Origin of the sequence: Pseudonocardia asaccharolytica DSM 44247 = NBRC 16224, assembly GCF_000423625.1 — a bacterium.
Classification (GTDB): domain Bacteria; phylum Actinomycetota; class Actinomycetes; order Mycobacteriales; family Pseudonocardiaceae; genus Pseudonocardia; species Pseudonocardia asaccharolytica.
In genome coordinates this window covers 288,783-314,401 of the sequence record NZ_AUII01000002.1, presented here as the reverse complement: position 1 = coordinate 314,401, position 25,619 = coordinate 288,783, and the positions used below count along the sequence as shown (strand labels likewise).

21 protein-coding genes and 2 pseudogenes are annotated in these 25,619 nt (G+C 72.1%); 12 read left to right on the top strand and 11 right to left on the bottom strand.

Translation table 11 applies throughout. From position 1 onward, the window contains the following. Positions 1-61 precede the first annotated feature (61 nt). Positions 62-1,852 (top strand): sigma-54-dependent Fis family transcriptional regulator, encoded by a 1,791-nt coding sequence (locus G567_RS0103615; RefSeq protein WP_051232204.1) that lies wholly within the window; start codon positions 62-64, stop codon positions 1,850-1,852. 9 nt (positions 1,853-1,861) lie between these two features. Here the strand turns inward: G567_RS0103615 and G567_RS0103610 are convergent, their stop codons facing one another. The 3 genes and pseudogenes from G567_RS0103610 to map all read right to left on the bottom strand — a co-directional run bounded on the left by G567_RS0103610 (position 1,862) and on the right by map (position 4,707). Further along, complete coding sequence (locus G567_RS0103610; protein WP_028928892.1) at positions 1,862-3,475, bottom strand: acyl-CoA synthetase; 1,614 nt, start codon at positions 3,473-3,475, stop codon at positions 1,862-1,864. Positions 3,476-3,656: 181 nt separating this feature from the next. Continuing rightward, a pseudogene (locus G567_RS37020) lies at positions 3,657-3,833 on the bottom strand (DUF222 domain-containing protein); the annotation flags it as partial. A 97-nt stretch (positions 3,834-3,930) separates the two neighbouring features. Next, positions 3,931-4,707, bottom strand: a complete 777-nt coding sequence (gene map, locus G567_RS0103605; protein WP_028928891.1) for a type I methionyl aminopeptidase — start codon at positions 4,705-4,707, stop codon at positions 3,931-3,933. A gap of 65 nt (positions 4,708-4,772) precedes the next feature. Between map and G567_RS26605 the strand changes: the two genes are divergently transcribed. Further along, positions 4,773-5,102, top strand: a complete 330-nt coding sequence (locus G567_RS26605) for a helix-turn-helix domain-containing protein (protein WP_051232202.1) — start codon at positions 4,773-4,775, stop codon at positions 5,100-5,102. Between the two features lie 56 nt (positions 5,103-5,158). Next, positions 5,159-5,464: a MerR family DNA-binding protein gene (locus G567_RS26600; protein ID WP_051232199.1), complete on the top strand. Its 306-nt coding sequence runs from the start codon at positions 5,159-5,161 to the stop codon at positions 5,462-5,464. On the opposite strand, the gene G567_RS34735 is transcribed toward G567_RS26600, so the two are convergent. Beyond that, entirely contained in the window at positions 5,447-5,692 is a 246-nt protein-coding gene (locus G567_RS34735; RefSeq protein ID WP_161631664.1) for a DUF2795 domain-containing protein, read from the bottom strand. The two genes, G567_RS26600 and G567_RS34735, sit on opposite strands and share 18 nt — an antisense overlap. Before the next feature lie 215 nt (positions 5,693-5,907). On the opposite strand from G567_RS34735, the gene G567_RS0103585 reads away from it, so the two are divergent. Beyond that, positions 5,908-7,401, top strand: coding sequence for a SulP family inorganic anion transporter (locus G567_RS0103585; RefSeq protein ID WP_028928889.1), 1,494 nt, complete (start codon positions 5,908-5,910; stop codon positions 7,399-7,401). 32 nt (positions 7,402-7,433) lie between these two features. On the opposite strand, the gene G567_RS32755 is transcribed toward G567_RS0103585, so the two are convergent. The 3 genes from G567_RS32755 to G567_RS0103565 form a co-directional block, all read right to left on the bottom strand. Further along, positions 7,434-8,642 (bottom strand): glycosyltransferase family 2 protein, encoded by a 1,209-nt coding sequence (locus G567_RS32755; RefSeq protein ID WP_051232198.1) that lies wholly within the window; start codon positions 8,640-8,642, stop codon positions 7,434-7,436. 247 nt (positions 8,643-8,889) lie between these two features. Continuing rightward, positions 8,890-9,606 carry a hypothetical protein gene (locus G567_RS33870; protein WP_028928888.1) on the bottom strand — a complete coding sequence of 239 codons (717 nt, stop codon included), beginning with the start codon at positions 9,604-9,606 and terminating at the stop codon, positions 8,890-8,892. A 78-nt stretch (positions 9,607-9,684) separates the two neighbouring features. Further along, positions 9,685-10,851, bottom strand: coding sequence for a pyridoxal phosphate-dependent aminotransferase (locus tag G567_RS0103565; RefSeq protein WP_028928887.1), 1,167 nt, complete (start codon positions 10,849-10,851; stop codon positions 9,685-9,687). Positions 10,852-10,996: 145 nt separating this feature from the next. On the opposite strand from G567_RS0103565, the gene G567_RS0103560 reads away from it, so the two are divergent. Beyond that, positions 10,997-12,370 (top strand): type I glutamate--ammonia ligase, encoded by a 1,374-nt coding sequence (locus G567_RS0103560; RefSeq protein ID WP_147200970.1) that lies wholly within the window; start codon positions 10,997-10,999, stop codon positions 12,368-12,370. Here G567_RS0103560 and G567_RS0103555 read toward each other — a convergent pair. Next, complete coding sequence (locus G567_RS0103555) at positions 12,364-14,073, bottom strand: SDR family oxidoreductase (protein WP_028928885.1); 1,710 nt, start codon at positions 14,071-14,073, stop codon at positions 12,364-12,366. The genes G567_RS0103560 and G567_RS0103555 overlap by 7 nt on opposite strands. Positions 14,074-14,706: 633 nt before the next feature. On the opposite strand from G567_RS0103555, the gene G567_RS0103550 reads away from it, so the two are divergent. Both G567_RS0103550 and G567_RS0103545 read left to right on the top strand, forming a co-directional pair. Next, positions 14,707-15,849 carry an RNA-guided endonuclease InsQ/TnpB family protein gene (locus G567_RS0103550; RefSeq protein WP_028928884.1) on the top strand — a complete coding sequence of 381 codons (1,143 nt, stop codon included), beginning with the start codon at positions 14,707-14,709 and terminating at the stop codon, positions 15,847-15,849. A 19-nt stretch (positions 15,850-15,868) separates the two neighbouring features. Continuing rightward, positions 15,869-17,161, top strand: coding sequence for a multidrug effflux MFS transporter (locus tag G567_RS0103545; RefSeq protein ID WP_084795815.1), 1,293 nt, complete (start codon positions 15,869-15,871; stop codon positions 17,159-17,161). 14 nt (positions 17,162-17,175) lie between these two features. Here G567_RS0103545 and G567_RS0103540 read toward each other — a convergent pair whose 3' ends face one another. Further along, positions 17,176-17,718 carry a PadR family transcriptional regulator gene (locus tag G567_RS0103540; RefSeq protein ID WP_028928882.1) on the bottom strand — a complete coding sequence of 181 codons (543 nt, stop codon included), beginning with the start codon at positions 17,716-17,718 and terminating at the stop codon, positions 17,176-17,178. A 107-nt stretch (positions 17,719-17,825) separates the two neighbouring features. On the opposite strand from G567_RS0103540, the gene G567_RS0103535 reads away from it, so the two are divergent. Next, positions 17,826-19,193, top strand: a complete 1,368-nt coding sequence (locus G567_RS0103535; RefSeq protein WP_028928881.1) for a carotenoid oxygenase family protein — start codon at positions 17,826-17,828, stop codon at positions 19,191-19,193. A gap of 78 nt (positions 19,194-19,271) precedes the next feature. Further along, a complete protein-coding gene (locus G567_RS0103530) occupies positions 19,272-21,149 on the top strand; it encodes an ABC transporter ATP-binding protein (RefSeq protein WP_211223842.1) in 1,878 nt (625 codons plus the stop codon). 148 nt (positions 21,150-21,297) lie between these two features. On the opposite strand, the gene G567_RS0103525 is transcribed toward G567_RS0103530, so the two are convergent. Next, the gene (locus G567_RS0103525; protein WP_028928879.1) at positions 21,298-21,786 is read right to left on the bottom strand and encodes a bifunctional nuclease family protein; all 489 of its coding nucleotides are present in this window, start codon (positions 21,784-21,786) and stop codon (positions 21,298-21,300) included. A gap of 374 nt (positions 21,787-22,160) precedes the next feature. Here G567_RS0103525 and G567_RS35920 point away from each other — a divergent pair. Then, positions 22,161-22,431, top strand: a pseudogene (locus G567_RS35920) (uL11 family ribosomal protein); the annotation flags it as partial. On the opposite strand, the gene G567_RS0103510 reads toward G567_RS35920, so the two are convergent. Continuing rightward, complete coding sequence (locus G567_RS0103510; protein WP_028928878.1) at positions 22,377-23,198, bottom strand: IclR family transcriptional regulator domain-containing protein; 822 nt, start codon at positions 23,196-23,198, stop codon at positions 22,377-22,379. The pseudogene G567_RS35920 and the gene G567_RS0103510 sit on opposite strands and share 55 nt — an antisense overlap. A gap of 200 nt (positions 23,199-23,398) precedes the next feature. On the opposite strand from G567_RS0103510, the gene G567_RS0103500 reads away from it, so the two are divergent. Then, complete coding sequence (locus tag G567_RS0103500) at positions 23,399-23,977, top strand: flavin reductase family protein (protein ID WP_028928877.1); 579 nt, start codon at positions 23,399-23,401, stop codon at positions 23,975-23,977. A gap of 54 nt (positions 23,978-24,031) precedes the next feature. Continuing rightward, positions 24,032-25,606 carry a 4-hydroxyphenylacetate 3-hydroxylase family protein gene (locus G567_RS0103495; protein ID WP_028928876.1) on the top strand — a complete coding sequence of 525 codons (1,575 nt, stop codon included), beginning with the start codon at positions 24,032-24,034 and terminating at the stop codon, positions 25,604-25,606. Positions 25,607-25,619: the final 13 nt, after the last annotated feature.

Genomic DNA, 25,619 nt, shown 5'->3' with positions numbered 1-25,619 from the left:
CGAGACACCCGCGGCGGGCGTGGCCCAGACTGGTCGCGGCAACCGACCCGGTAGGAGAGCGATGTCGCATCCCCGACCTCACCACGCAGGGCCGCAGCGGCTGGTCGCGGCGGCGCGCGAGGGATTCCTCGCGCTGGACGATGTCGACACCGCCGCGGTGCGCGCCTCGATCCTGGAGTCCTGGCGGCGGTCGATGGCGTCGAGCGTGGCCGCGGACCGGGTCGCGGTGCGGTACGCCGGAAGCCCCAACCTGGAGATGCCGCTGGTCCAGAGCGCCACGCCGATCCTCGAGCACCTGCGTGACCTGCTGGCCGACGAACCGGTCAGCATCATCCTGACCGACCCCGCCGGGGTGGTGCTGAGCCGGTCGGTCGACGACGCCGTCCTCGAGCGGCATCTCGACTCGGTCAGCCTCGCGCCCGGTTTCAGCTACGCCGAGCAGGACGTCGGGACCAACGGTATCGGCACCGCGCTCACCCAGAACACGGCGCTCGGCGTCTTCGGCACCGAGCATTTCGCGGCGGGGCTCGACCAGCTGGCCTGCTTCGGAGCGCCGATCCACCACCCGATCACCCGAACCACGGTCGGGGTCCTCGACCTGACCTGCTGGAACCCCGACGCGTCGGTCATGCTCCGCACGCTCGCGACGAACACCGCGTACCAGATCGAGGACGCGCTACTGGTCGCCTCCGGGCGGCGCGAGCTGGCCCTGTTGCGCCACTACACGACGGTCTGCCAACACACCGATCGCCCGGTTCTCGCCACGAACAACGACGTCATGATGATGAACCAGGCCGCCCGCACCATGCTGAGCGTCGACGACCAGACCCGGTTGCTCGACCAGGCGGCCGAGGCCATCGCCAGCGGCCGGCCGCAGCGGCTGAGCGCCGAGCTCAGCGACGGTACCGAGGTTCACGTCGACTGCACTCCCGCCCGGACCGGCGGGGGACGTCTCGCCGGCTGCGTGCTGGCCGTCGACCTCATCGCGCCCGTGATCGGTCTCGCGCCGCGCCGCCGCTCGCGCAGCCTCGTCCTGTCGGGGCTCGCCGGCTCCAGCCCCGCGTGGCGGAAATGCTGCGAGGACGTCATCGAGGCCCATGCCTCCGGGGAGCCGCTGCTGCTCACCGGCGAGGCGGGGGTGGGGAAGCTCAGCCTGGCCAAGGCCGTCCACCACCTGCACCGGCCGGGCAGCTTCACTCGGATCTTCGACACCGAGGCCGCGACGACGACCGAATGGTTCTCCGCGGTCGCCGAGGCCCTCGGCTCGGACGGGGAAACCGTCATCCTGCCTCGTCTCGAACGGCTGCCCGAAACGTCGGCCCCGCCGCTGGCGGCCCTCCTGCGCAGCGTGTTGACGGGCCGACCCGACGCGCCGCCGCGCCTGATCGTCACCGCCCAGACGCCGCAGCTCCCGGACCCGCTGCGTGATCTGCTCCACCGGGAGGTGACCGTTCCGCCGCTGCGGCAACGCACCCACGATCTCAACGAGATCATCGGCGCGCTGCTCCGCCGGATCCGCCCGCGCGGCGTCCTTCGCTGCTCCTCGCAGGCCCGCAACATTCTGCTGCGGGGGCGGTGGCCCGGGAACGTCGCCGAACTGCTCGGCGCCCTCACCACCGCGGCCAGACGCTGCCAGGGCGGCATGATCGAGCCCGAGGATCTCCCACCGCGGTGCCGGGCCGTCGCCCGCAGGCTGCTCACCCCGCTCGAGTCGCTCGAACGGGACGCGATCATCAACAGCCTCCGCGCGGCCGACGGAGACAAGGCCGACGCCGCACGGACATTGCAGATCTCCCGGGCAACGATCTACCGGAAGATCCGTCGCTACGGCATCGACCTGTGCGAGGAATAGACCGGCCGGTCAGCGGTCCGCGGCGAGGTCGGCGTGCTGGGCCCGCAGGTCCCGCTTGAGGATCTTGCCGCTGGGGTTCTTCGGCAGCGCGTCGACGAGCACCACGTACTTGGGCCGCTTGTAGCCGGCCAGGTGCTCGCGGGCGTGCGCGTGGACCCGCTCGACGGACAGCCCGGCCCCCGGCTTCGGCACCACCACCGCGGTCACCGCCTCGATCCAGTGCGGGTGGGGGATCCCGAACACCGCGACCTCGGCCACCCCCTCCAACAGGTAGAGCGCCTCCTCGACCTCGCGGCTGGCGACGTTCTCCCCCCCGGTCTTGATCATGTCCTTCTTCCGGTCGACCACCGAGAGGTAGCCGTCCGCGGTCATGACCCCCAGATCGCCGGAGTGGAACCAGCCACCCCGGAACGCCGCGGCCGTCTTGGCCTCGTCGTTGTAGTAGCCCAGCGCGGCGTGCGGGGACCGGTGCACGATCTCCCCGACCTCCCCCGGCGGCACCGGGTTGTCCTCGTCGTCGACCAGCCGGGTCTCGACGTTGAGCGCCGCCCGGCCCGCTGACCCGGCGTACGACAGCTGCTCGTGCGGGCGCAGGATCGTGGCCAGCGGTGCCATCTCGGTCTGCCCGTAGAAGTTCCACAGCGCCACCTCCGGCAGCCGCTGCCGCATCTCGCGCAGCACCTCCACCGGCATCGGCGAGGCCCCGTAGTAGCCCTTGCGCAGGCTGGACAGGTCGCGGCGGTCGAAGTCGGGGTGACGCAGCAGCGAGATCCACACCGTCGGCGGGCAGAACAGCTTGGTGACCTGCTCGCGCTCGATGGTCGCCAGCAGCGTGGCCGGGTCGGGTCCGGGCAGGATGACGCTGGTCGCGCCCAGGTAGACGTCGACGGAGAAGAAGCAGTCCAGCTGCGCGCAGTGATACATCGGCAGCGAATGCACCTCGACGTCGTCGCCGCTCATCCCGCCGTCGATCGTGCAGCTCACGTACTGGCCGATGAGCGAGCGACTGGACAGCATCACCCCCTTGGGCCGCGACTCGGTGCCGGAGGTGTACATCAGTCGCAGCGGATCGTCGTCGCCGACCGCCACCCCCGGCTCGCCGGCCTCGCCGGGGCCGTCGATCCAGTCATCCACGTCCTCCCAGCCCGCGGCCGGCGTCGCCGATCCGGACAGCCCGATCCAGCCCCGCACCCCGCCGGCCAGCCCGGCCGAGGCCAGCGCCTTGGCCGCGGTCGGGGCCAGCGCGTCCTCGGTGACGATTCCCGAGGCCCCGGAGTGGGTCAGGATGTAGGCGATCTCCTCGGCGCCCAGCATGAAGTTCACCGGCACCAGCACCACACCCAGCTTGGCCGTGGCGAAGGCCAGCACCGCGAACTGCCAGCTGTTGTGGCTCAGCAGCGCCAGCCGGTCGCCCTTGCCCAGCCCGCGCGCGCTCAGCGCGTGCGCGGCCCGGTTGACCGCGGCGTCGAACTCGGCGAAGCTCATCCGCCGCTCGCCAGCCACCACCGCCAGCTTGTCCGGATAGCGCAGCGCGGTACGGCGCAACAGATCGCCCACCGAATGCTGGCGGGCCGTGGCGATCGCCTCGGCGGTGTGGCTGCTGAACGGGATGACGTCCGACATGCTCCGCATCCTGCCGGACGGAGCGTCCCGGTTCGAGGGCCAGTAGGCCCTCGGGAGCCGCGCAAGGCGGCACTGGGTTGTGCGACTCCCCCGGGGCGTCGCGCCTTCCCGGCCCCGCCGCTCCCGTCGTGCCCCTTTCGGTGGTCAGAAAGCGGGGTGGGCCGTCGTCTGCGTCCGGGGCGGACAGCAGCACCCACAGCGAGGCCATGCCGTCCTCGCGGGGGGACACGGCGACCCGCCGGTCACGCCGGGCGCGGCGGTGGCGGTTCGCGGCCCCGTCCGGGTCGACCGCGATGATCGCCCGGCGCAGCGCGGCGCGCAGCTGGGCCAGGCTCTGCCCGCCCGCGCGGTGCAGCACGCGTTCGGCGACCGCGGTGGCCTCGGCCGGGTCCAGATACAGGGTGGTCTCGTAGAGGGCGCGGACCTTGGCCGCGTCCAGGACAAGGACCTGCGGCTCAGGGCGCGGTCAGGACCCGCGGCCCGTCCTCGGCGATCCCGATCGTGTGCTCGGCGTGCGCGGCCCGGCTGCCGTCCGCGGTCCGCAGCGTCCAGCCGTCGGGGTCGTGCCGATAGTCGTCGACACCGCCGGCGATGAGCATCGGCTCGATGGCGAAGGTCAGGCCCGGACGCAGCAGCAGGCCGTGTCCCGGGCAGCCCTCGTTGGGTACGTGAGGCGCCTCGTGCATGGCCCGGCCGATGCCGTGCCCACCGTGACCGGCCAGCATGCCGAACCCGGCACCTCGCGCGACGGCGGAGATCGCGGCTCCGACGTCGCCGAGCCGCCGCCCGGGACGGGCGGCATCGATACCTGCCTGCAGCGCCCGCTCGGTCGCGTCGATGAGGGCGAGGTCAACCTTGGCGGCGTCGCCGTTGCCGCCGACGACGAAGCTGATCGCCGAGTCGGCGCACCAGCCGTCGAGGTGCACGGCAAGGTCGATGCTGAGCAGGTCACCCAGGCCCAGCCGTTCCCGGCCGGGGATGCCGTGCACAACGGCGTCATTGCGGCTCGCGCAGATCACCGCGGGATACGGGGTCGGCGCGAAACGGGGATGGTATCCGAGGAACGTCGGTTTCGCGCCGGCCTCGCGAATCAGGCCGGCCGCCAGTTCGTTGAGCTCGCGCAGGCGCATTCCGTGCCGGGCGTGGTCGCGCAGCGCCGCGAGGGTCCGGGCGACGACCCTCCCGGCCGCGGCCATGGCGTCCAGTTCGCCCGGTGTCTTCAACTCGATCATGCGCACCTTCCCCGATGGATCATGCACAGCTTCCCGATAATAATACCGGTATTATTATCACTCCTATGGTGCGTGAACCGCTGACCCCCGCTGACCGCGCGCGGGGCGAACGCCTCGGCAGGCTGCTGCGCCAGGCGCGGGCCGGACGCAGCCTGCTCGACGTCGCAGGCGCGGCCGGGATCTCCGCCGAAACCCTGCGCAAGATCGAGACCGGACGGATCCCCACCCCGGCGTTCTTCACCGTCTCGTCGCTGGCCGACGTGCTCGGCCTCTCGCTCGACGTGCTCGTGACCGCCACCGAGCAGGCGAGCAACTCCCACCGCCTGGACTCACCGGAGCGCACCCCGGCCACCCTGCGTAAGCTGTCGCACCTGCCTCGCCGGGAGGACCCCTGAGCCGGATAGCGTTCCGCTGCTCCGGGCAGGGGTTCCGGCTCTACACCGAGGCCGACGTGGAGCGGCTCGCCCTGATCAAGACGCTCAAGCCCCTCGACTTCACGCTCGAGCAGATGCGCGAACTGCTGGCCACGGTGGACGCGGTGCGCAACGACCATGAGGATCCGGAGCGGACGGGGGACCTGCTGGGCAAGCTGGCGATGTTCCGTGCCGCGGCAGACAGCCGCATCGAGGCGCTGCGGGCGCAGATCCAGGGTTCGGAGACGCTGTCGCAGGAGCTGAAGTCGCTGGCCGCAAGCAGCAAGCGACGATCGTCCAGGCGGCGCAGCGAGGACGGAACCGGCTCAGCGGCGCTGCGGTAGCGATTCCGGAACCTCGCTCAGGTAGTCCCACAACTGCTGCGGCTCCCGCAGTTCGACATCGGGTAACCGCCCCAGCACGGCGATCACCGCGTCGCGGGCGCCATTCCGAACGGCAACCTCGACGAGGGTGTGCGGCCGTGCGGGGACAGTGTCGAAGGCCTCGGCGACGAAATCGAGGACCTCGATCCGGGTCACCGGAACGGCTCCGGGGTCATTGGTCACTGCCACAGAACCAAATCCTACTCTCACGTAAGGGTCGCATGTGCTGCTGGACCAACTGGCACAGCCGGTCGGTATCCCGGGCGGTTCACCCGAGCGCAGGCCAGCAATCCTGTTCGGAAGATCACACCTCCGCCAAACCTCTCCTCTCGTGAGGCTAGGTTTCCTGAGGCCCGGAGCCCCCAGCGCGTGTGGCTCCTCGTGTCCCTCGGCGAAAGAAAGCAATGTCTCTTCCTGACGTTCTGACGGTCCGGCGGGCCCGTCCGGCCTGGTTCGCCCCGCGGGTTCTGCGCACGGAGGTGCTGGCCGGCCTCATGGTGGCGCTCGCGCTGATCCCCGAGGCGGTGGCGTTCTCCATCATCGCCGGAGTCGATCCCCGGATCGGGCTGTTCGCGTCGTTCACGATGGCCCTGACGATCGCGGTCACCGGCGGGCGCAAGGCGATGATCTCCGCCGCCACCGGGGCGATCGCGCTCGTGGTCGCGCCGCTGGCCCGCGAGCACGGGGTGGAGTACCTGATCGCCGCGGTGATCCTGGGCGGGGTGCTGCAGATCGTGCTCGCCGCGGGCGGGGTGGCCCGACTGATGCGGTTCCTGCCGCGTAGCGTGATGATCGGATTCGTCAACGCACTGGCGATTCTGATCTTCGCGTCCCAGCTTCCGCATCTGATCGGCGTGCCGTGGACGGTCTACGCACTGCTCGCAGCCGCTCTCGCGATCATCGTCGGGCTGCCCCGGTTGACCCGCGTGGTACCGGCCCCGCTGGTGGCAATCGTCGCGCTGACCGCGTTCACCATCCTCGCCGGCGTGGCGGTGCCGACCGTCGGGGACCAGGGCGCCCTGCCCGACAGCCTCCCGGTGCTCGGCCTGCCGGCCGTTCCGCTCACCCTGGAGACGCTGCGGATCATCGCGCCCTACGCGCTCGCGTTGGCGTTGGTCGGGCTGCTCGAGTCGCTGATGACCGCGAAGCTCGTCGACGACATCACCGACACCCACTCCGACAAGACCCGGGAGTCCTGGGGCCAAGGCGTCGCCAACATCGTCACCGGCCTGTTCGGCGGGATGGGCGGCTGCGCGATGATCGGCCAAACCATGATCAACGTGAAGGTGGGTGGCGCCCGCACCCGGCTCTCGACCTTCCTGGCCGGGGTGTTCCTGCTCGTGCTGGTCGTCGCGCTCGGGCCGGTGGTGGCGCTGATCCCGATGGCCGCGCTGGTCGGTGTCATGATCATGGTGGCGGCCGGCACGTTCGACTGGCACAGCGTCCGGCCAGCCACGCTGCGGCGGATGCCGCGCAGCGAGACCGCGGTGATGGTCAGCACCGTCGCGGTCACCGTCGCCACGCACAACCTCGCCTACGGGGTGGGCGTCGGGGTGCTGGTCGCGATCGTGCTGTTCGCCCGCCGGGTCGCGCACCTCGTCGAGGTCACCGGGGTGCTCGACCCGGACGGCGGCACGAAGATCTACCGGGTCAGCGGCCAGTTGTTCTTCGCCTCCAGCAACGACCTCGTCTTCGCCTTCGACTACGCGGGCGACCCCGCCGAGGTCATCATCGACCTGTCCGCCGCACACATCTGGGACGCCTCCACCGTCGCCGCCCTCGACGCGGTCACCACGAAATACCGGGCCCGCGGCACCACCGTCACGATCACCGGCATGAACGAGCCCAGCGCCGCCCGGCACGCCGCCCTCGCCGGTCACCTGACCGCAGCGCACTGACTCGCACCACCCCAAACGCTCGATCGTCCGGCTCAGTCCGTCGAACGGTCGGTGGGCTCGAGTAGCTGCGGGACCGCCCCGCCCGCGCGCCGGACGGCGCGCCGGGCGCGCAGATAGGCGACCGGTCCGGAGACCAGGGCCCGCAGCCTGCGCAGGCGGGACGCCCGGGGCACCTCGGCGGCGACCTCCCGGGACTGGATCTGACGCAGCCTGCGCAGCGCGGCCGGGATCCGGCGCAGCGCCGCGGACCGGCCCACCGGATCCACCATGATCTTCGTGAGCAGCCCGCCGAGCCCGACGGCATACCCGTGCAGCTGATCGTCCAGCTCCTCCAGCGAGGGCCGGTGGTGATGCCACACATAGGCCGACGGTTCGTAGCGCAGCACGTGCCCTGCCAGCACCAGGCGGATCATGAACTCACAGTCCTCGCCGCCGCACGTTCCCGTTCCCGGGCCCAGCGCGGCGTCGAACCCGCCGAGCTCGCCGGCCACCACCGCGTTCACCGCCAGGTTCGCGCCCACCCCGAACAGACCCGGCGAGAACGGGAACACCGCCGAGTCCGGCGGGGGTTCCGCCAGCGAGAACCGGCGCCGCGAGAACCCCTTCTGCCAGCCGAGCGCCTCCTCGGCGCGCAGCTGCGCCACGGTGTCGAGCCGAGCCGCCAGCACCGGCCCGCCCACGCCGGCCACCCCGGGCTCGGACAACGCCGCCACCATGCGGCCCGCCCACGCCGGATCCACCTCCACGTCGTCGTCGATGAACGCGACGCACTTCTCGCCGCGCACCCTCGCCTCCCGCAGCCCACGGTTGCGCCCGACCGACGTTCCCCGGCGGGTCTCGCGCACGTACTCCACCCGCGGATCGGCCAGCCGCCGCACCGCGGCGGCGGTCCGGTCGTCCTCCGGATCGTTGTCCACGACCAGCACCCGCAGCCGCGCATGGTCACTGCGCAGCACGCTGCGCACGCACCGGACCAGGCTGTCCGGCCGGCCGCGCGTCGCGATGACCACGGTGAGCGGGCCGGTCACCGCCGGAAGCGGGGGCACGCCCACGTCGAGCGCGCGCCCGAGCTGGTCGCGGATCGCGGCCCGTACGACGTCGGTGGCCGCCCGGCCTCCGGAAAGGGGCACGATGACCTGACCGACCGGAACCCCGTCGATGGTGACCAGCAGCCGCGCGGCCGAGAACCGCGCATCGACACACAGTGCCGAGATCGGGCCCCGGCCGTCGATCTGGCCCACCCAGATCGGCGCCGGCAAGACCGCCGCGGCCGAAGACCCCGAGGGCCGGCACGGACCAGATGTGAGAGTGGGAGCGGACATGCCCGTCACTCTGCGTGGCGGCGGCTGTGAGGACGCTGTGGACCACCTCGGGCACCCTGCAGCAACGGCACGGTTCGACGCGCGACTGCGCCGAGGGGCGGGCGGCGTTCGTCGAGAAACGGCCCGCCGCGTTCGAAGGGCGCTGAGACCTCGCAGGGCGCCGGGACTACGCAGGGCGCTGGGTGAGCATCCCGCGGGCCCCCCGTTCGAGCACGCCGGATGCCTGCCGCGGCAACCGCCAGCCGGTCCTGCGCTCCAGTTCGACGAGCCTGTGGCGGGCACGCTGGTAGGCGCTGCGCCGCTCGTCCTCGTGCTCGGTGTCGCCCGCCACCGCGAGCAGCGCCGTGACCTGGTCGAGCAGCGCGCGCTCGCCCGGCGCGAAGCGCGCGGTCCGGGCCCGCTCGGCGGCCTCCTGGGCGGCCTGCCACGCCCGCTGCGCCCGCTCCGCCGCGTCGATGAACCGCTGCGCATGTCCCGCGCCGGGATAGTCGTCGGTGGCCAGGGCACCGGCCTCGGCGAACGCATCCACGAACCGGCCAGTGGCCGGACGGCTGACATCAGCGAGCTCCGGACGGCGCAGCACCGCGCCGGGGTCGCACTCGTAGGCGGCGAACTCGCGGGCGGTGGCCGCATAGGCTCGGGCCGCGGCACGCCAGCGTGTCCGGATCGGGTCGAGTGCCTGCCGCGGCCCATCGGCGGACCCTCCCGGGGCGGCCGCGAGACCGCGCAGCAGTAACAGCACGACCGCCAGGGCCAGCAGCGCTCCGGGCAGCACCGGCAGCCAGCCGAACAGCTGGTGCAGTCCGGAACCGTCACCAAAGACGGGACCGTCGAAGCCGTGGTGGTGATGATGGTGGTGATGACCGTCGAAGACAGGCCTCATTCCGCTCCTCCTACCGCTGTCGCGGCGTCGGCGCCAGCCGCCGAGCGGCTGGTACCGGATGAGCGGTGGACCTGGCTCTCAGCCGGCCCTCAGCCGCAGGCCCGCGAGCCGCTCGGCCGCCGCGGCCAGCACCGCGTCGCGCTTGCAGAACGCGAACCGCACGAGCGAGCGGGTCGCCTCGAGACCCGCGGGTGAGTCGGCGAACACCGACACCGGGACGGCCGCCACCCCGCACAGCTCGGGGAGCGCCCGGGCGAGCTTGGCCCCGTCATCGAAACCGAGCGGGGCACCGTCGGCGACGATGAAGTAGGTGCCCGACGGCCGGAACACCGTGAACCCCGCGGCGCGCAGGCCCTCGACGAGGAGGTCACGCTTGGCCTGCAACGACGCGGTGAGACCCGCGTAGAAGGCATTCGGCAGCGCGAGCGCGCCGGCGACCGCGGGCTGGAACGGCGCCCCGGCGGTGAACGTGAGGAACTGTTTGACCGCCCGCACCGCCGCCACCAGCTGGGCCGGCCCGTGCACCCAGCCGATCTTCCACCCGGTCACCGAGAACGTCTTGCCCGCCGAGGAGACGGTCAGGGTGCGTTCGGCCATTCCGGGCAGGGTCGCCATCGGCAGGTGCGCCTTGCCGTCGAAGACCATGTGCTCGTACACCTCGTCGGCGACGACGACGGCGCCGTGCTCGGCCGCCAGCTCCCCGATCCGCGCGAGCTGCGGCCGGGAGAACACCGCGCCGGTGGGGTTGTGTGGACTGTTGAGCAGCACCATCCGGGTACGGGCGGAGAACGCCGCGCGCAGCTCGTCGTCGTCGAACCCGAAGGCCGGGGCGCGTAGCGGCACGGTCCGGCGCGCGGCCCCGGCCAGCGCGATCACCGCGGCGTAGGAGTCGTAGTAGGGCTCGAAGGTGACGACCTCGTCGCCGGGCTCGCACAGCGCCAACACCGCGGAGGCGATGGCCTCGGTGGCACCCACGGTCACGAGCACGTCGTCCGGGTCGACCTCGAGGCCGTAGAACCGGCGCTGGTGCTCGGCGACCGCGGAGCGCAGCTCCGGCGTGCCCGGTCCTGGCGGGTACTGGTTCGCCCCGGCCGCGATCGCCGCGGCGGCGTCGGCCAGCAGCGACGGCGGGCCGTCAGTGTCGGGAAAGCCCTGGCCCAGGTTGATCGCCCCGGTGCGCACCGCGAGCTGAGTGATCTCAGCAAAGATCGTCGAGGTGAAGGCGCCCATGCGCTCGACCAGCATGGGCTGACGTTATCTGCGCGCTTCCGCGCCCGTGAGCGGGGATGCTCGTTCCAGCGGTACTGCGCGCTCACGGGGCCTTCCGGCCGGCCCGGTGCCGTTCCATGCTGGACCACGACCGAAAACTCCGGAGTAGACGGAGGCAGCCATGGCATCGAACACGCAGGAACTGCGGCGCAAGGCAGAATCGCTGGCACGCGATCTGACCGCCGCGGGCGTTACCGGGGTGACGATCAGCTGGGCGGACAACAACGGTATCCCCCGCTCGCGCACGGTGCCAGCGGCCGCGCTGCCCGACGTCGCGGTGCAGGGCGTGGGGGTGACCTCGCTGTTCGCGGTGTTCGACAGCGCCGATGTGATCACCTACGCCCATGAGGGGCTGGCCACCCCCTCCGGCGACGTCCGTCTGCTACCCGTGCTCGACGGTCTGGTCCGGCTGATCGGACAGCCCGCGCTGGCCTGGGCGCCCGGGCGGCAGGTCGACGCCGACGGCGGCCCATGGCCCTACGACCAGCGCAGCGTCCTGGAACGGCAGGTCGACCGGCTCGCCGACACCGGGCTCAGCGCGCTGGTGGGCTATGAACTGGAGTTCGGCGTCTACCTCGGCGACCGCGCCGACCCGCCGGTGCCCGCCCATTCCGGTCCGGCCTACAGCCCGCACGCGCTGATCGCGATCGACGAGTTCATCGCCGCGGTGCTGCGCGACTTCGCCGGTAACGGGCTGCGGATCAGCCAGCTGCACGCCGAGTACGGACCGGCCCAGGTCGAACTGTCCCTGGTCGCGACCGACCCGCTCACCGCGGCCGATCAGCAACTGCTCGCCCGGCAGACGTTGCGCGCCGCAGCGCGCGCGCACGGGCTGCGGCTCAGCTTCGCCCCGTTGCCTGCCACGACCGCGGCGGGCAACGGCTGGCACGTGCACAGCTCGCTGTGGCGCAACGGGGCGAACCTGCTGACCGGCGGGCCGGAGGGACCGGGCACCGAGGGCGCCGCGTACATCGCGGGCCTGCTGCGGGACCTTCCCGCGGTCGCCGCCATCAGCGCGCCGACGCTCGGCTCGCTGGCCCGGTTGCGGCCCGGGTTCTTCGCCGGGGCCTACGCCTTCTGGGGCGTGGAGAACCGGGAGGCGCCGCTGCGCTACGTCCCGGGGTCGACGCTGCTGGGCGCCGATCACGCGAACGTGGAGTTCAAGACGTCCGATGCGTCGGCCAATCCCTATCTGGCGGTGGCCGCGATCCTCGCCGCCGGTGCCGCCGGGGTGACCGAGGGGTTGACACTGGAACCGCCGGTCCAGTCCGATCCCGGCACATGGACCGTCGAGCAGCGGGCCGAACGCGGGATCGCCTCGCTGCCGAGCACACCCACCGAACACGAGGCCGCGCTCAGCGGGAACCCCCGGTTGGCCGAGGTGCTGGGCAAGGAGCTGCTCGGTGCGTTTCTCGCGGTGCGCCGTTCGGATGCCGCCGCGGCCGAGGGCCGCGATCTCGACGACGTCCTCGCGGGATTGCGCTGGCGCTACTGACCCCGACGCGGCGAACCGTCCCGGTCCGGGCGGACCGTGCGGCGGGCCAGCGAACGCAGCAGCCCCGGAGTCAGCCGCGACGCCACCAGCCCGATGTGCGCCTCGGCCGTCACCGGGGCGAGCGCGATATCGCGTTCGACGGCCCGCACGAGATGCGCGGCGACCCGTTCGGGCCGGTAGTTGCGCCGCCGGTAGGCCGCGGTCGCGGACCGCTGCAACCGGCGTTCGGTGACCTCGTCGACTCCGACGAACCGGGTGGTCGCGGTGATGTTGGTGTGCACGAAGCCCGGGCACACCGCGGTCACGCCGATGCCGTGGGGCGCGAGCTCGGCACGCAGGCACTGCGAGAGGGTCAGCACCGCCGACTTCGTGGTCGCGTAGGCCGGGAGCGCCGGCAGCGGCAGGTACGCGGCTGCCGAGGCGACGTTGACGAGATGGCCGCCCTCGCCGTGCGCGCGCAGCTGCGCGCCGAACTCCCGGCAGCCGTGGATGACGCCCCACAGGTTGACGTCGATGATCCGCTGCCACTCGTCGGCGGTCGTCTCGGCGAACGGTCCGGCCATCCCGATGCCCGCGTTGTTGACCACGACGTCCGGCACCCCGTGCTCGGTCGCGACGTGTTTCGCGAACCCCGCCATGGCCGGGCCGTCGGACACGTCGACCTGGTAGGCGACGCCGCCCGCGCGCTCGGCCGTGTCCTGCGCCGACGCCCGGTCGCGGTCCGCGACGACGACCAGGGCGCCACGCTGGGCGAAGGCCAGCGCGGTGGCCCTGCCGATGCCGCTGCCGGCCCCCGTGACGACGACGAGCCGGTCGGCCCAGCGACCCCGGCCCGCCCGGGCCCGGCGCAGCGCCGGGGCCTCCGGCCCGCCCTCGGCATGCGCGGCGAGCTCCCGGACGCAGCGCGCGACGACGTCCGGATGGGTACGGGGCAGCCAGTGCCCGCCGGGGATCCGGCGCACCCGCAGGTCCGCGACGAACGGCTCGATCTGCGTCTGCATCGGCACCGTGACGTACCGGTCGGCGGTCGGGGCCAGCACCTGCACCGGGACCGAGGTCCGGCGCTGCTCGGGGGTGGCGAGCCGGGCCGGGATGTTCTCCCGGTACAGCCACAGGCCGTTGATCCCGTCGCGTGCCGAGGGTCGCGGGCCGCCCGCCCGGCGGGCCAGCACGGCGCCGAGCACCCCCGAGCGCCAGGCCAGCTCGGCGAGCACCGGAACCCGGAAGAACCCGATGTACCAGGATGCGGCCGTCTGCCGGATCCGGTCGCGCCGCCGGGCCCGGCGCAACCAGTGGGCCACGTGGTCGAGGCAGGGCCCGGAGATCGAGGTGTAGGACGCGATCCGGGCGCGCAGTCGTGGCTCGGTGACCGCATGCCAGGCCTGGATGGCGCCCCAGTCGTGCCCGAGCAGGTGCACCGGCCGGTCGGGGCTCACAGCGTCGAGGACGGCGACGAGATCGGCCACGAGCCGGTCGAGCCGGTAGCCGGCCGGGGTCGGCGGCGTCGCGGAGGCACCCGCGCCGCGGACGTCGTAGGTGACCACGTGGTGGGTCTCGCGCAGCGCCGCGACCACGCCGTCCCAGACCGTGTGGTCGTCGGGATAGCCGTGCACGGCGACCACGGTGGGCGCCGCCGGATCGCCGTGCTCGTAGACCGCGAGCCGCTGCCCGTCAGGGGTCGCGACGGGCAGCGGGCGAGACATGGCCTCATGGTAGGTAGGTCGGTCGCCGTGCTGCCCCGGCCGGCGCCGGCGGCGTGCTCGACCCGGACCAGGTCGTGCGCCAGCATGTGCAGCCAGCCCCAGGTGTCGAGCACGCGCAACGCGGCGGGCGGATCCGCGGCCCACCGCACCGCCGGTGGATGCCCACGTAGCCGCGCCTCCAACGCCGTGGCGTCGCCGCCCGGCGGGCGGTGCGCGGCCACCGCCTCCGCAGCCTTCCGGTAGCCGGCCGCGACCTCGCGTGCCGCGTCGCGCACCCGCGCGGTGACCCCGGGCCATGGCACCGGATCCGGTGCCGGGTACCGGGCCGCCAGCAGCTGGCGTCGCCGGAGAGGCGGTGCACCACCGCGAGCACCGCCATCCAGTCGACCTCGTCGCTCCGGCCACCCGGTTCGGACAGGATCGTGAACCCCGCCAGCCCGATCCCCAGCCGCACGGCGGGCCGCAGTGCTCCGCATCACATCCGTTGGGGCGGGGGAACACCCCCTGATCGGGTGTGTTGGACGGACGAGGGGGGATCCGTGACCGTGGGACGTAGCGCGCAGGCTCTGGCCGTCAGGCCGGTGGCAGCGCGTCGAGGAACGGAGGGCGGAGCCATGCGCCATCCTCTCGAACATGGGTTCGAGGGTGGCGCGGCGGGCGTACCGCTACCGCTTCTACCCGACCCCGGAGCAGGCCGAGCAGCTGGCGCGCACGTTCGGGTGCGTCCGGTATGTCGACAACCGGGCCCTGGCGGAACGGTCGAGGGCGTGGACCCAGGAGCAGCGCCGCGTCACCTACGCCCAGACCGACAAGTGGCTCACCGCCGGGAAACGCGACCCGGACACCGCCTGGCTCACCGAGCCGCCCAAGGGGCCCCTGCAGGCGGCGCTGCGGCACCTGCAGGCCGCGTACGTCAACTTCTGGACCAAACGGGCGGGGTACCCGAGGTTCAAGAAGAAGGGCACGACCACCGACTCGGCCACCTACTTCCGGGGCCGCTTCACCTACCGCGATGGGAAGCTCACCCTCGCCAAGCAGGACCGGCCGCTGCGGATCGGGTGGTCCCGCCCGCTGCCGGAGGGGGCGGTGCCGTCGCAGGTGACGGTGTCCCGCAACGCGCGGGGCCAGTACCACGTCTCGACCCTGGTCGAGACCACGGTGCACGACGGTCCCCGGACCGATGCTGCGGTCGGGATCGACGCGGGGATCACCTCGCTGGTCACGCTCTCGACCGGGGAGAAGATCGTCAATCCTCGGCACGAACGCCGCGACCGAGTGAAACTGGCCCGGGCGCTGCGGGCGCTGGCCCGCCCGCAGCGGAGTTCGAAGAACCGGGCGAAGGCGCGGGCCCGGGTGGCGAAGGTGTACGGCCGCATCGCCGACCGCAGGCGGGACCTGTTGCACGAGCTGTCCACGAGGATCATCCACGAGAACCAAACGGTGGTCATCGAGGACCTATCGGTCCGCAACATGGTGCGCAACCACTCGCTGGCGCGGGCCATCTCCGACGCGTCGTGGGCGGAACTGCGCCGGATGCTGGAGTACAAGGCCGCCTGGTACGGCCGGGACGTCATCACGATCGACCGTTTCTCTCCGTCGGGCAAGACCTGCTCGGCGTGCGGGCGGATCGTCGACACGCTGCCGCCGGGTGTCCCCGAGTGGACCTGCCGCTGCGGGGCGGTCCACGACCGGGACGTGAACGCAGCCAAGGTCATTCTGGCGGCCGGACGGGCCGTTGCAGCCTGCGGAGACGGAGTGAGACCGCCCCGCACGTAGTGCAGGGAGGCGTCCGTTGATGAACCAGGAATCCCCCACCTTCAGGCGGGGGAGCGTCAACACGACCGAACCGGTAACCACCGGCCGATCGGCACCGGTCCAGGGCCGGGCCAGACTGGCGCTGACGCTGGGTGTCTTCGTCGCGCTCGGACCGCTGACGATCGACATGTACCTGCCGGCGCTGCCGACCATCACCACCGACCTGCGGACCTCGTCGAGCACCATCCAGCTCACGCTCACCGGCACCCTCATCGGCCTGGCGTTCGGACAGTTGCTCATCGGACCGGTCTCCGACGCGGTGGGTCGCCGCCGGCCGCTGGTCATGGGGGTCTCGCTGCACGTCCTGGCCTCCCTGCTGATCATGGTGGCGCCGAGCGCCGAGGTGCTCGGCGCGTTGCGCGTCGTGCAGGGGGTGGGCGCCGCGGCCGGTGCGGTCGTGGCGCTGGCGATCGTCCGCGACCTCTACACCGGCCGCGGCGCGGCGACCCTGATCTCCCGGCTCATGCTGGTCATGGGCGCCGCGCCGATCCTCGCCCCGACGATCGGCAGCGAGGTGCTGAGATTCACCAACTGGCGGGGGGTGTTCGGCGCGCTGGCCATCTATGGCCTGCTACTGATCCCACTGGCCGTCTGGGGCCTGAGGGAGACGCTGCCGCCGGAGCGGCGCCGCAGCGCCCGGGTCGGACGCACGCTGCGCACCTACGGCCGGCTCCTGCGCGACCGGACGTTCGTCGGTCTCGTGCTGGTTGCCGGGCTGGTGATGGCAGCGCTGTTCGGCTACGTCTCCGGCTCACCCTTCGTCTACCAGCAGCAGTTCGGGCTCGACCAGCAGCAGTTCGGGCTGCTGTTCGGCGCGGGCGCGTTCTGGCTGATCGCCGGCACCCAGTTCAACCCGGTGCTGCTGCGCCGGTTCGCCCCACGGCAGATCCTGCTCGCCGCGATCGTTGCCGGGACGTTCTCCGGACTGGTGCTCGTCGGCGTCGCGGCGAGCGGCATCGGCGGGCTGGTCGGGGTGCTCGTGCCGCTGTGGGCCGTGCTCGCCGCCGGCGGGCTCGCCCTGCCCAACGCTCCCGCGCTGGCGCTTTCCCGGCACGGCGAGGCGGCCGGCACGGCCGCGGCGCTGCTCGGCGCGGTGCAGTTCGGCGTCGGCGCGGCCGTTTCGCCGGTGGTCGGCATCCTCGGCAACGATGCCACCGCGATGGGGGTGGTCGTCGGGGCCGCGCTGCTGTTGGCGCTGTTCGTGCTGGTCACGGTCGTACGTCCGTGGCGGCTGACCGAGCCGGAGGAGAGCCCGGTGCCAGCGGTCGCGTGACGGCCCGAGGCCGGTCAGCTCGCAGCCGCAGCCCGCGATTCGAGCTGCTCGATGGCCCACAGCGCCCAGGAGTGCACGGCCTCGTACTGGCGCAACCCGTACTCCGCGGCCAGCTGCCCGAACCCCTCGGCACCGGGCGCGACCACCGGACCGGCATCGGAGCGGATCCGGCGCAGCTCGGCGGCCTCGGCCGCGGTGTGCTCGGTGATCCGGCGCAGCACCTCCAGCGCGTCGGCGGGATCGAGCACGGACAGCAGGAACATCCGCAGCACCCGCTCGTTGCGCACCTTCGCGGCCTGCCGGGGCGGCGTGAGCAGCCAGGTCCGCAGCTCGTCGCGCCCCTCCGGGGTCACCGCGTAGGTGCGGCTGCCGCGCGGGCCCTCGTGCGTCACCTCGACCAGCCCGCGCTCGGCCAGCTTGCCCAGCTCGGGATAGATGCTCGTATGCCCGGCCTGCCAGGCGTAGCGGCCGAGATCGCCCTCGAACGCCTTGGCGAGCTCGTACCCGCTACTCGGCCGGACCGCGAGCAGGCCGAGCAACGCATGCGGAAGCGACATTCCTGCACCCTACCTGTCGTCGCTGACATGTAAATGTTGACATGTCAGAGACGACAGGTGCACGCTGTTCGCGACGCCGAGCGACACCGAGAGAAGGGGAAACCGCCATGAGCACGACCAGCCCGTCGCTGCGCCTTTCGGGCCACCTCGCCCCGGTTGCCGACGAGATCGACGCCACCGACCTGCCCGTCGAGGGCACCCTGCCGCCCGAGCTCACCGGCCGCTACCTGCGCAACGGCCCGAACCCGCTGCCCGGCGAGCAACCGGCGCACTGGTTCACCGGCCACGGGATGATCCACGGCATCAGGCTGCGCGCGGGCCGGGCCGAGTGGTACCGCAACCGCTGGGTCCGGACCAGCGCGCTGGAGGGCGAGCAGATGCTGCGTCCCGACGGCACGATCGACCGCTCCGTCGGCGTGGCCAACACCCACGTCATCGCGCATGCCGGGCGGATCCTCGCGCTGGTCGAGAGCAGCTTCCCGCAGGTGATGACGCCGGATCTGGGCACCATGGGCCCCTGCGACTTCGACGGCAGGCTCACCACCGCCATGACCGCCCACCCCAAGACCGATCCAGTCACCGGCGATCTGCATTTCTTCGGCTACGACTTCCGGCCGCCGTATCTCACCTACCACCGGCTCTCGGCCGACGGCGAACTCGTGGCCAGCGCGGAGATCGACGTCCCCGGCCCGACGATGATGCACGACTTCGCGATCACCGACCGGCATGCGGTGTTCCTCGACCTGCCGATGACCTTCCAGATCGAGCGGCTGGCCTCCGGGATGCCGTACGGCTGGGACGATCGCTACGACGCCCGGCTGGGGATCATGTCGTTCGAGACACCCGGCGAGGTGGCCTGGTTCGACGTCGAGCCGAGCTACGTCTTCCACGTCGGCAACGCGCACACCGATTCCGCGGGCCGGGTGGTCCTCGACGGCGCCCGCTACGCCGCCGCCGACGCGCGGGTGATGTGGGAGGCGCTCGGCCACGACCCGGCCGGGCTCGCCGCCGACGCCGCCGCGACCGGCGCCGCCCGGTTCCACCGCTGGACGCTCGACCCGGCCACCGGCACCGCGACCGAGACCGCTCTCGACGACCGGGTCGTCGAGTTCCCCACCGTCGACGACGAGCGGGTCGGTCGCGAGGCGCGCTACCGCTACGCCGTCTCCGACGCCCGCGGCCGGGCCGCGATCGTCAGGTTCGACGCCGCGCGCGGTACCGCCACCGAGCACGTGCTGGGCGCCGACACCGTGGCGGGCGAGGCGGTGTTCGTCCCGTCCGTCGCGCCCGGCCGCGCCGAGGACGACGGCTGGTTGCTCAGCATCGCCACCCGCCGCGACGGCAGCGCCTCGCGGCTGCTGGTGCTCGACGCGACCGACGTGGCCGGCCCGCCGGTGGCGGCCGTGACGCTGCCCCGCGGGGTGCCGTCGGGCTTCCACGGTTCCTGGATCGACGACTCGGAGATCGGGGGCTGAGTCGTCGGACGCGGGCATCGTCCGGGCCCGAGTCTTGACCTAAAGGAAGGTCTAGCTCCTACGGTCGGCGCCATGAGCATGGACATGAACGCCTGGATGGCGCTGCGCAGCGCGTCGACGACCCGGCAGGCCAGCCGAGCCCCCGCGGGCGCGACGCTGCGCCGGATCGCCGCCTTCGCCCGGCCGCACCGTCGCCGGCTCGCGTTGTTCCTCGCGCTCAGCGTGGTCGCGGCGATGCTCGCCGTCGCGGCCCCGTTGCTCGCCGGTCGGGTCGTGGACGGGATCGTCTCGGCCGCGCCGGTCTCGACCGTCGTCGGGCTGGCCGGGCTCATCGCCGCGATCGCGGTGGCCGAGGCCGGGATCGGGCTGCTCACCCGCCGGCTCTCGGCGGGCATCGGAGAGGGGCTGATCCTGCAGCTGCGCACCGCGGTGTTCGACCACGTGCAGCGGATGCCGATCGCGTTCTTCACCCGGACCCGCACCGGCGCACTGGTCAGCAGGCTCAACAACGACGTCATCGGGGCGCAGCGGGCGTTCAGCGACACACTGTCCGGGGTCGTCGGCAACCTCGTGACGCTCGTGCTCACCCTGGTCGTGATGCTCAGCATCTCCTGGCAGGTCACGCTGCTGGCTCTGGTGCTGCTGCCGGTGTTCGTGGTACCCGCGCGGCGGATGGGCACCCGGCTGGCCCGGCTGCAGCGCGAGGGCGCCGACCACAACGCCGCCATGACCGCGCAGATGACCGAGCGGTTCTCCGCGCCGGGCGCCACCCTCGTCAAGCTGTTCGGCAGGCCTGCCGAGGAGTCCGCGGAGTTCGCCCGCCGGGCCCGGCGGGTCCGCGATATCGGGGTGCGCACGGCGATGGTGCAGTGGGTGTTCATCACCGCGCTGACCCTGGTCTCGGCGCTGGCGCTCGCGCTGGTCTACGGCCTCGGCGGCACCCTGGCGCTGCGGGGGGCGCTCGACCCCGGCGCCGTCGTCTCGCTGGCGCTGCTGCTGACCCGGCTCTACGCCCCGCTGACCGCGCTCGCCGGGGCGCGGGTCGAGGTGATGAGCGCGCTGGTCAGCTTCGAGCGGGTCTTCGAGGTACTCGACCTGCCCCCGCTGATCACCGACGCGCCCGATGCCCGCCCGGTGCCCGACGGCCCGGTCGCGGTCGAGTTCGACGGTGTCCGGTTCGCCTACCCCGCGGCCTCGGCGGTCTCGCTGGCCTCGCTCGAGGAGGTCGCCGCGCTCGACACCCGCGGTGGGGTTGAGGTCCTGCATGACGTGTCGTTCCGGGCCGAGCCCGGGCAGCTCGTCGCGATGGTGGGCTCCTCGGGGGCGGGCAAGTCGACGATCGGGCAGCTGCTGCCGCGGCTCTACGACGTCGACGCGGGCGCGGTGCGGCTGTCCGGGATCGACATCCGCGAGCTCACCGCCGAGTCGGTGCGCGCGACGATCGGGATGGTCACCCAGGACGGACATCTGTTCCACGACACGATCCGCGCGAACCTCCTGCTGGCCCGCCCCGAGGCGACCGCGGATGAGCTGTGGGAGGCGCTGCGGCGGGCCCGGCTTGACGCGCTGGTCGCGGACCTGCCCGACGGGCTGGACACGGTCGTCGGCGAGCGCGGGTACCGGCTGTCCGGCGGCGAACGGCAGCGGTTGACGATCGCCCGGCTGCTGCTGGCCCAGCCGCGGGTGGTGGTCCTCGACGAGGCCACCGCGCATCTGGACTCGACCTCGGAGGCAGCCGTGCAGGCCGCGCTCGGTGAGGCCCTCGCAGGCCGGACGGCGCTCGTCATCGCGCACCGGTTGTCCACCGTGCGCGAGGCCGACCTCATCCTCGTCGTCGAGGAGGGTCGGATCGTCGAGCGCGGAACCCACGAGGAGTTGCTCGCGGCCGGCGGGCGCTACGCCGAACTGCACGCCACGCAGTTCGCCGAGCCGGCACCCGCCACCGCTGCCGCGTAGCTCCCGGCCCGTCCCCGCCCCACCAGCCCGCTACCAGAGCGCGTTATGGCTCCATAACGTCGTTCGAGGCTGGGGACCCTGCGCGTTATGGAGCCATAGTGCGCTGGTGGCGGACGGAGGGTGGGGGCGGGGGCCCCGGCGGACGCCCTCAGCGGTCGCGGAAGTCCTCGGGCGAGACGTCCTCGATGAACTCCCGGAACTCGCGCAGCTGCTGATCGGGTGGGGCCGCGCCGCCCGCGGGGAACAGCTCGGCGATCGACTGCCCAACCTCGTCGAGGATCTCGTCGGCCACCCCGATCGGCAGCTGGTCGCGGACGGCGACGGCCAGCGCGTCGCTGGGCAAGGCCGCGATGCGGGTGCCCTGATCGAAGACGAGCTCGGCCGAGAACGTCCCGTCGCGCAGCTCGGTGATCTCGGCGCCCTCCAGCCGCCTGCCGAGCCCCGCGACGATCGGGCCGATCAGATCCTGGGTCAACGGCTGGTCCCGGTCCCCGCGCGGCCCGACGGCGATCACCTCGGCCTGCGGACGGCGCAGGAACACCGGCAGGCAGCGATCGCCGTCGATCTCGCCGAGCAGCAGCACCGGTTCCCGGGTCCGCGTGTGGACGACCAGCCGCAGCACCCGCATCGCACGCATCCCACCAGTGTCGGGCACCGGCGGCATCCGGCCCCAGCCGACACCCCCAATGATCGCGTGTTGACCCTCCAGCCGCTGGAAGCCATAGCGTCCCGCGCCGCAACCGACCGGAACCGGAGGAGTGGAACGGGATGCCACCGAAGGGCACGGACGACCGCATACCGGGTGAAGATCGACCTCGCCCGCCGCACCAACCACCTGATGCGCCAGCTCCAGGCCTTGGGCTACCAGGTCCAGCTCACCCCCACCGCGGCCGCCTGACCCACGTCCTCTCCGGGTCACCTCCCGGCGGTCCCGTCTACCCGTTCCCGACTCAGCATCCCCAGCCCGCTCAGCCGGTGATCCCGTTTGCCCGTCCCCGGCTGTGTTTTCCGGTCAGGACCCCGCCCACGGCGTTCCTGATCCGCCAAGCCCTCGGGCGCGAAGGGCGCCTCCCGGCCCGGCCATGAGAACGGCCGCGCCCTCACCTCGGCCCAGCTGCGCGCGGTCGCCGAGCGCAAGCTCCCCGACCTCAACTCCCTCGACGTCGAGGCAGCGATGCGCCTCGTCGCGGGCACGGCCCGTTCGATGGGCGTCGCCGTGCCCGACCATCAGAAGAAGCCGTCGCGCCCCTGGATGATCGGAGGGGACGCGGCGGTCCGGTGACCGAGGTCGGCGCTGATCTGCTCCGCGGTGCGCAGCAGCAGCGGCACGACCTCCGCCTCGACCCGGTCCGCGTTGGACCGCCCCGTCGACGTCGATGACGCGAGCGCGGCGATCACCGCACCGGACTGGTCGCGGACCGGCGCGGAGGCCGAGATCAGCCCCTCTTCGAGCTCCTCGGCGACCAGCGCCCAGCCCTGGTCCCGGACCGTGCGCAGGACCGCTCGAAACCGGGTCGGATCGATGACCGTCTTCGGGGTGCAGGCCCGCATATCGGACGTGTTGATCACCCGTTCGACCTGTTCCGGGGGGGCCCAGGCGAGCATGACCCGGCCCATGGACGTCGCGTACGCGGGGACCCGGGTGCCGACGGCGACGTTGATGCTCATGATCCGGCGAACCGGGACCCGCGCGATGTAGACGACCTCGGTGTCGTCCAGCGCGGCGAGCGAGGCCGACTCGTGGGTCTGTTCGGCCAGCCGGAGCAGATGCGGCTGCGCGACCTCGATCAGTGCGTTCGACGCCGCATAGTGCTGGCCGATGCTCAGCACGCGCGGGGTGAGCCGCCATCGCCCACTACCACCCTCGACATAGCCCAGCCCTTGTAGCGTCAACAGGATCCGGCGCACCGCGGGCCGGGACAGCCCGGTGACCGAGGCCAGCTCCGCCAGCGTGGGGTTGGGGTGCTCGTCGTTGAAGGCGAGCAGGACCGCGAAGCCGCGCTCGATGCTCTGAATGCGGTCGCGATCGGTCCCGGTCCTCGGAGTCATCGTGCTCCTCTTCGTCAAGGCCTTTGAGGCGGCTCGCGGGGACGACACGCTCTTCGTCGTGCCCATCGTCCCTCCCCAGATGGAGAGGGCGGGCTTGACATCCCTCTGTGGTGCCCGGCACAGTGCCTCGTGAACGCAAAGCGTTCAATTTGAACGCATAGCGTACATAATGCATGGGCCGTACCAGGAGGTCACGAGCGATGGCGATCGACCCGCGCGAGCTCCGCCGCTGCCTTGGGCACTTCGCCACCGGGGTCACAGTGGTCACGTGTCGCGGCGCCGACGGCGGCCCGCACGGCGCGACGGTCAACTCGTTCACCGCCGTGTCGCTGGATCCGCCCCTGGTCCTGGTCTCCCTCGACCGGCGCTCGAAGGTCTGCGCGATGCTCGAGGCGGAGCCGTTCACGGTGAACGTCCTCGAATCCACCCAGCACGACATCGCGCTGCATTTCGCTGGGCGTCCGTGCCTCGACGAGGTGCCGTGGGATGCCGACAGCGGCTGCGGGGCGCCTCGGCTGGCGGGCTGCCTGGCCCACGTGTCCTGCACCCCGTGGCAGCACTACGACGGTGGCGACCACATCCTCTACCTCGGCGAGGTCCAGGAGTTCCGGATCCATCCGGGCCGGCCGTTGCTGTTCCACACCGGCAAGTTCCATCACCTCGGCGACGATTTCGACCCGGTGCCCTGGGAGGGATCGGCCGACGCTCCCTTCGGGACGAGCTGGTTCTCCGACGTCTTCGTCGACCGGCCCGCACCACGTCCCGGCTCTCGGCGCTGAGGCGTGAGCCCGGCGGCACCACCGACATCCGAGCCTCTACGAGAGGAGTCAGCGATGACCCTGCAACAGGACGCCGTTCCGGCCGAGGAGGCCGGCAACGGCCGGGTGACCCGGCCGATGACCGGTGACGAGTACATCGAGAGCCTGCGCGACGGGCGCGAGCTCTACCTGTACGGCGACAAGATCGACGACGTCACGACCCACCCCGCGTTCCGCAACGCCGTCCGGATGACCGCGCGGCTCTACGACGCGATGCACGACCCGGCCAAGAAGGACGTCCTCACCACGCCGACCGACACCGGCAGCACGGGCTTCACCCACCCGTTCTTCCGCACCCCGCGAAGCGTCGAGGACCTGCGGGCCGACCAGGCCGCGATCGCCGAGTGGGCGCGCATGACCTACGGGTTCATGGGCCGCAGCCCCGACTACAAGGCCAGCTTCCTCGGCACGCTCGGCGCCAACTCCGACTTCTACGACCCCTACGCGGCCAACGCGCGCCACTGGTACACCGAGTCGCAGGAGAAGCTGCTCTACTGGAACCACGCCATCATCAACCCGCCCGTCGACCGGCACCGCCCGCCGGACGAGGTGTCGGACGTCTTCATGCATGTCGAGGAGGAGAACGACAACGGCGTCGTGGTGAGCGGCGCCAAGGTCGTGGCGACGGGCTCGGCGATCACCCACTTCAACTTCCTGGCCCACTACGGCCTGCCGATCAAGAAGCGCGAGTACGCGCTGGTCTGCACCGTGCCGATGGGCGCCCCGGGCATGAAGCTGATCTGCCGCCCCTCGTACTCGCACCAGGCCGCCGTCACCGGAAGCCCGTTCGACTACCCGCTGTCGAGCAGGCTGGACGAGAACGACACGATCTTCGTCCTCGACAAGGTGCTCATCCCGTGGGAGAACATCTTCATCTACGGCGACCCCGAGAAGGCGAGCACGTTCTTCCCCGGATCGGGTTTCCTGCACCGCTTCACCTTCCACGGCGTGACCCGGCTGGCCGTCAAGCTCGACTTCATCGCCGGTCTGCTGATGAAGGGCCTCGAGGTCACCGGCACCAAGGACTTCCGCGGCGTGCAGTCCCGCGTCGGTGAGGTCATCGGCTGGCGCAACATGTTCTGGGCGCTCGGCGACGCGATGGTGGCCAAGCCTGCCGAGTGGAAGGACGGGGCACTGCTGCCCAACCTCGACTACGGCCTCGCCTACCGCTGGTTCATGACCGTCGGATACCCGCGCGTCCGCGAGATCATCATGCAGGACCTCGGCGCCTCGCTGATCTACCTGCCCTCGCACGCCGCCGACTTCACCAGCCCGGAGATCCGTCCCTACCTGGACAAGTACGTCCGTGGCTCCAACGGCTACGACGCCGTCGACCGGGTGAAGCTGATGAAGCTGATCTGGGACTCGGTCGGCTCGGAGTTCGGTGGGCGCCACGAGCTCTACGAGCGCAACTACTCCGGCAACCACGAGGGCGTCCGCGCCGAGCTGCTCTTCGCCGCCGAGCAGGCCGGGACGGCCGCCGCGATGAAGGGCTTCGCCGAGCAGTGCATGGCCGAGTACGACCTCAACGGCTGGACCGTCCCGGACCTCATCAACAACGACGACACGTCGATCTTCGGAACTCGCTGACCGCCACAAGGGA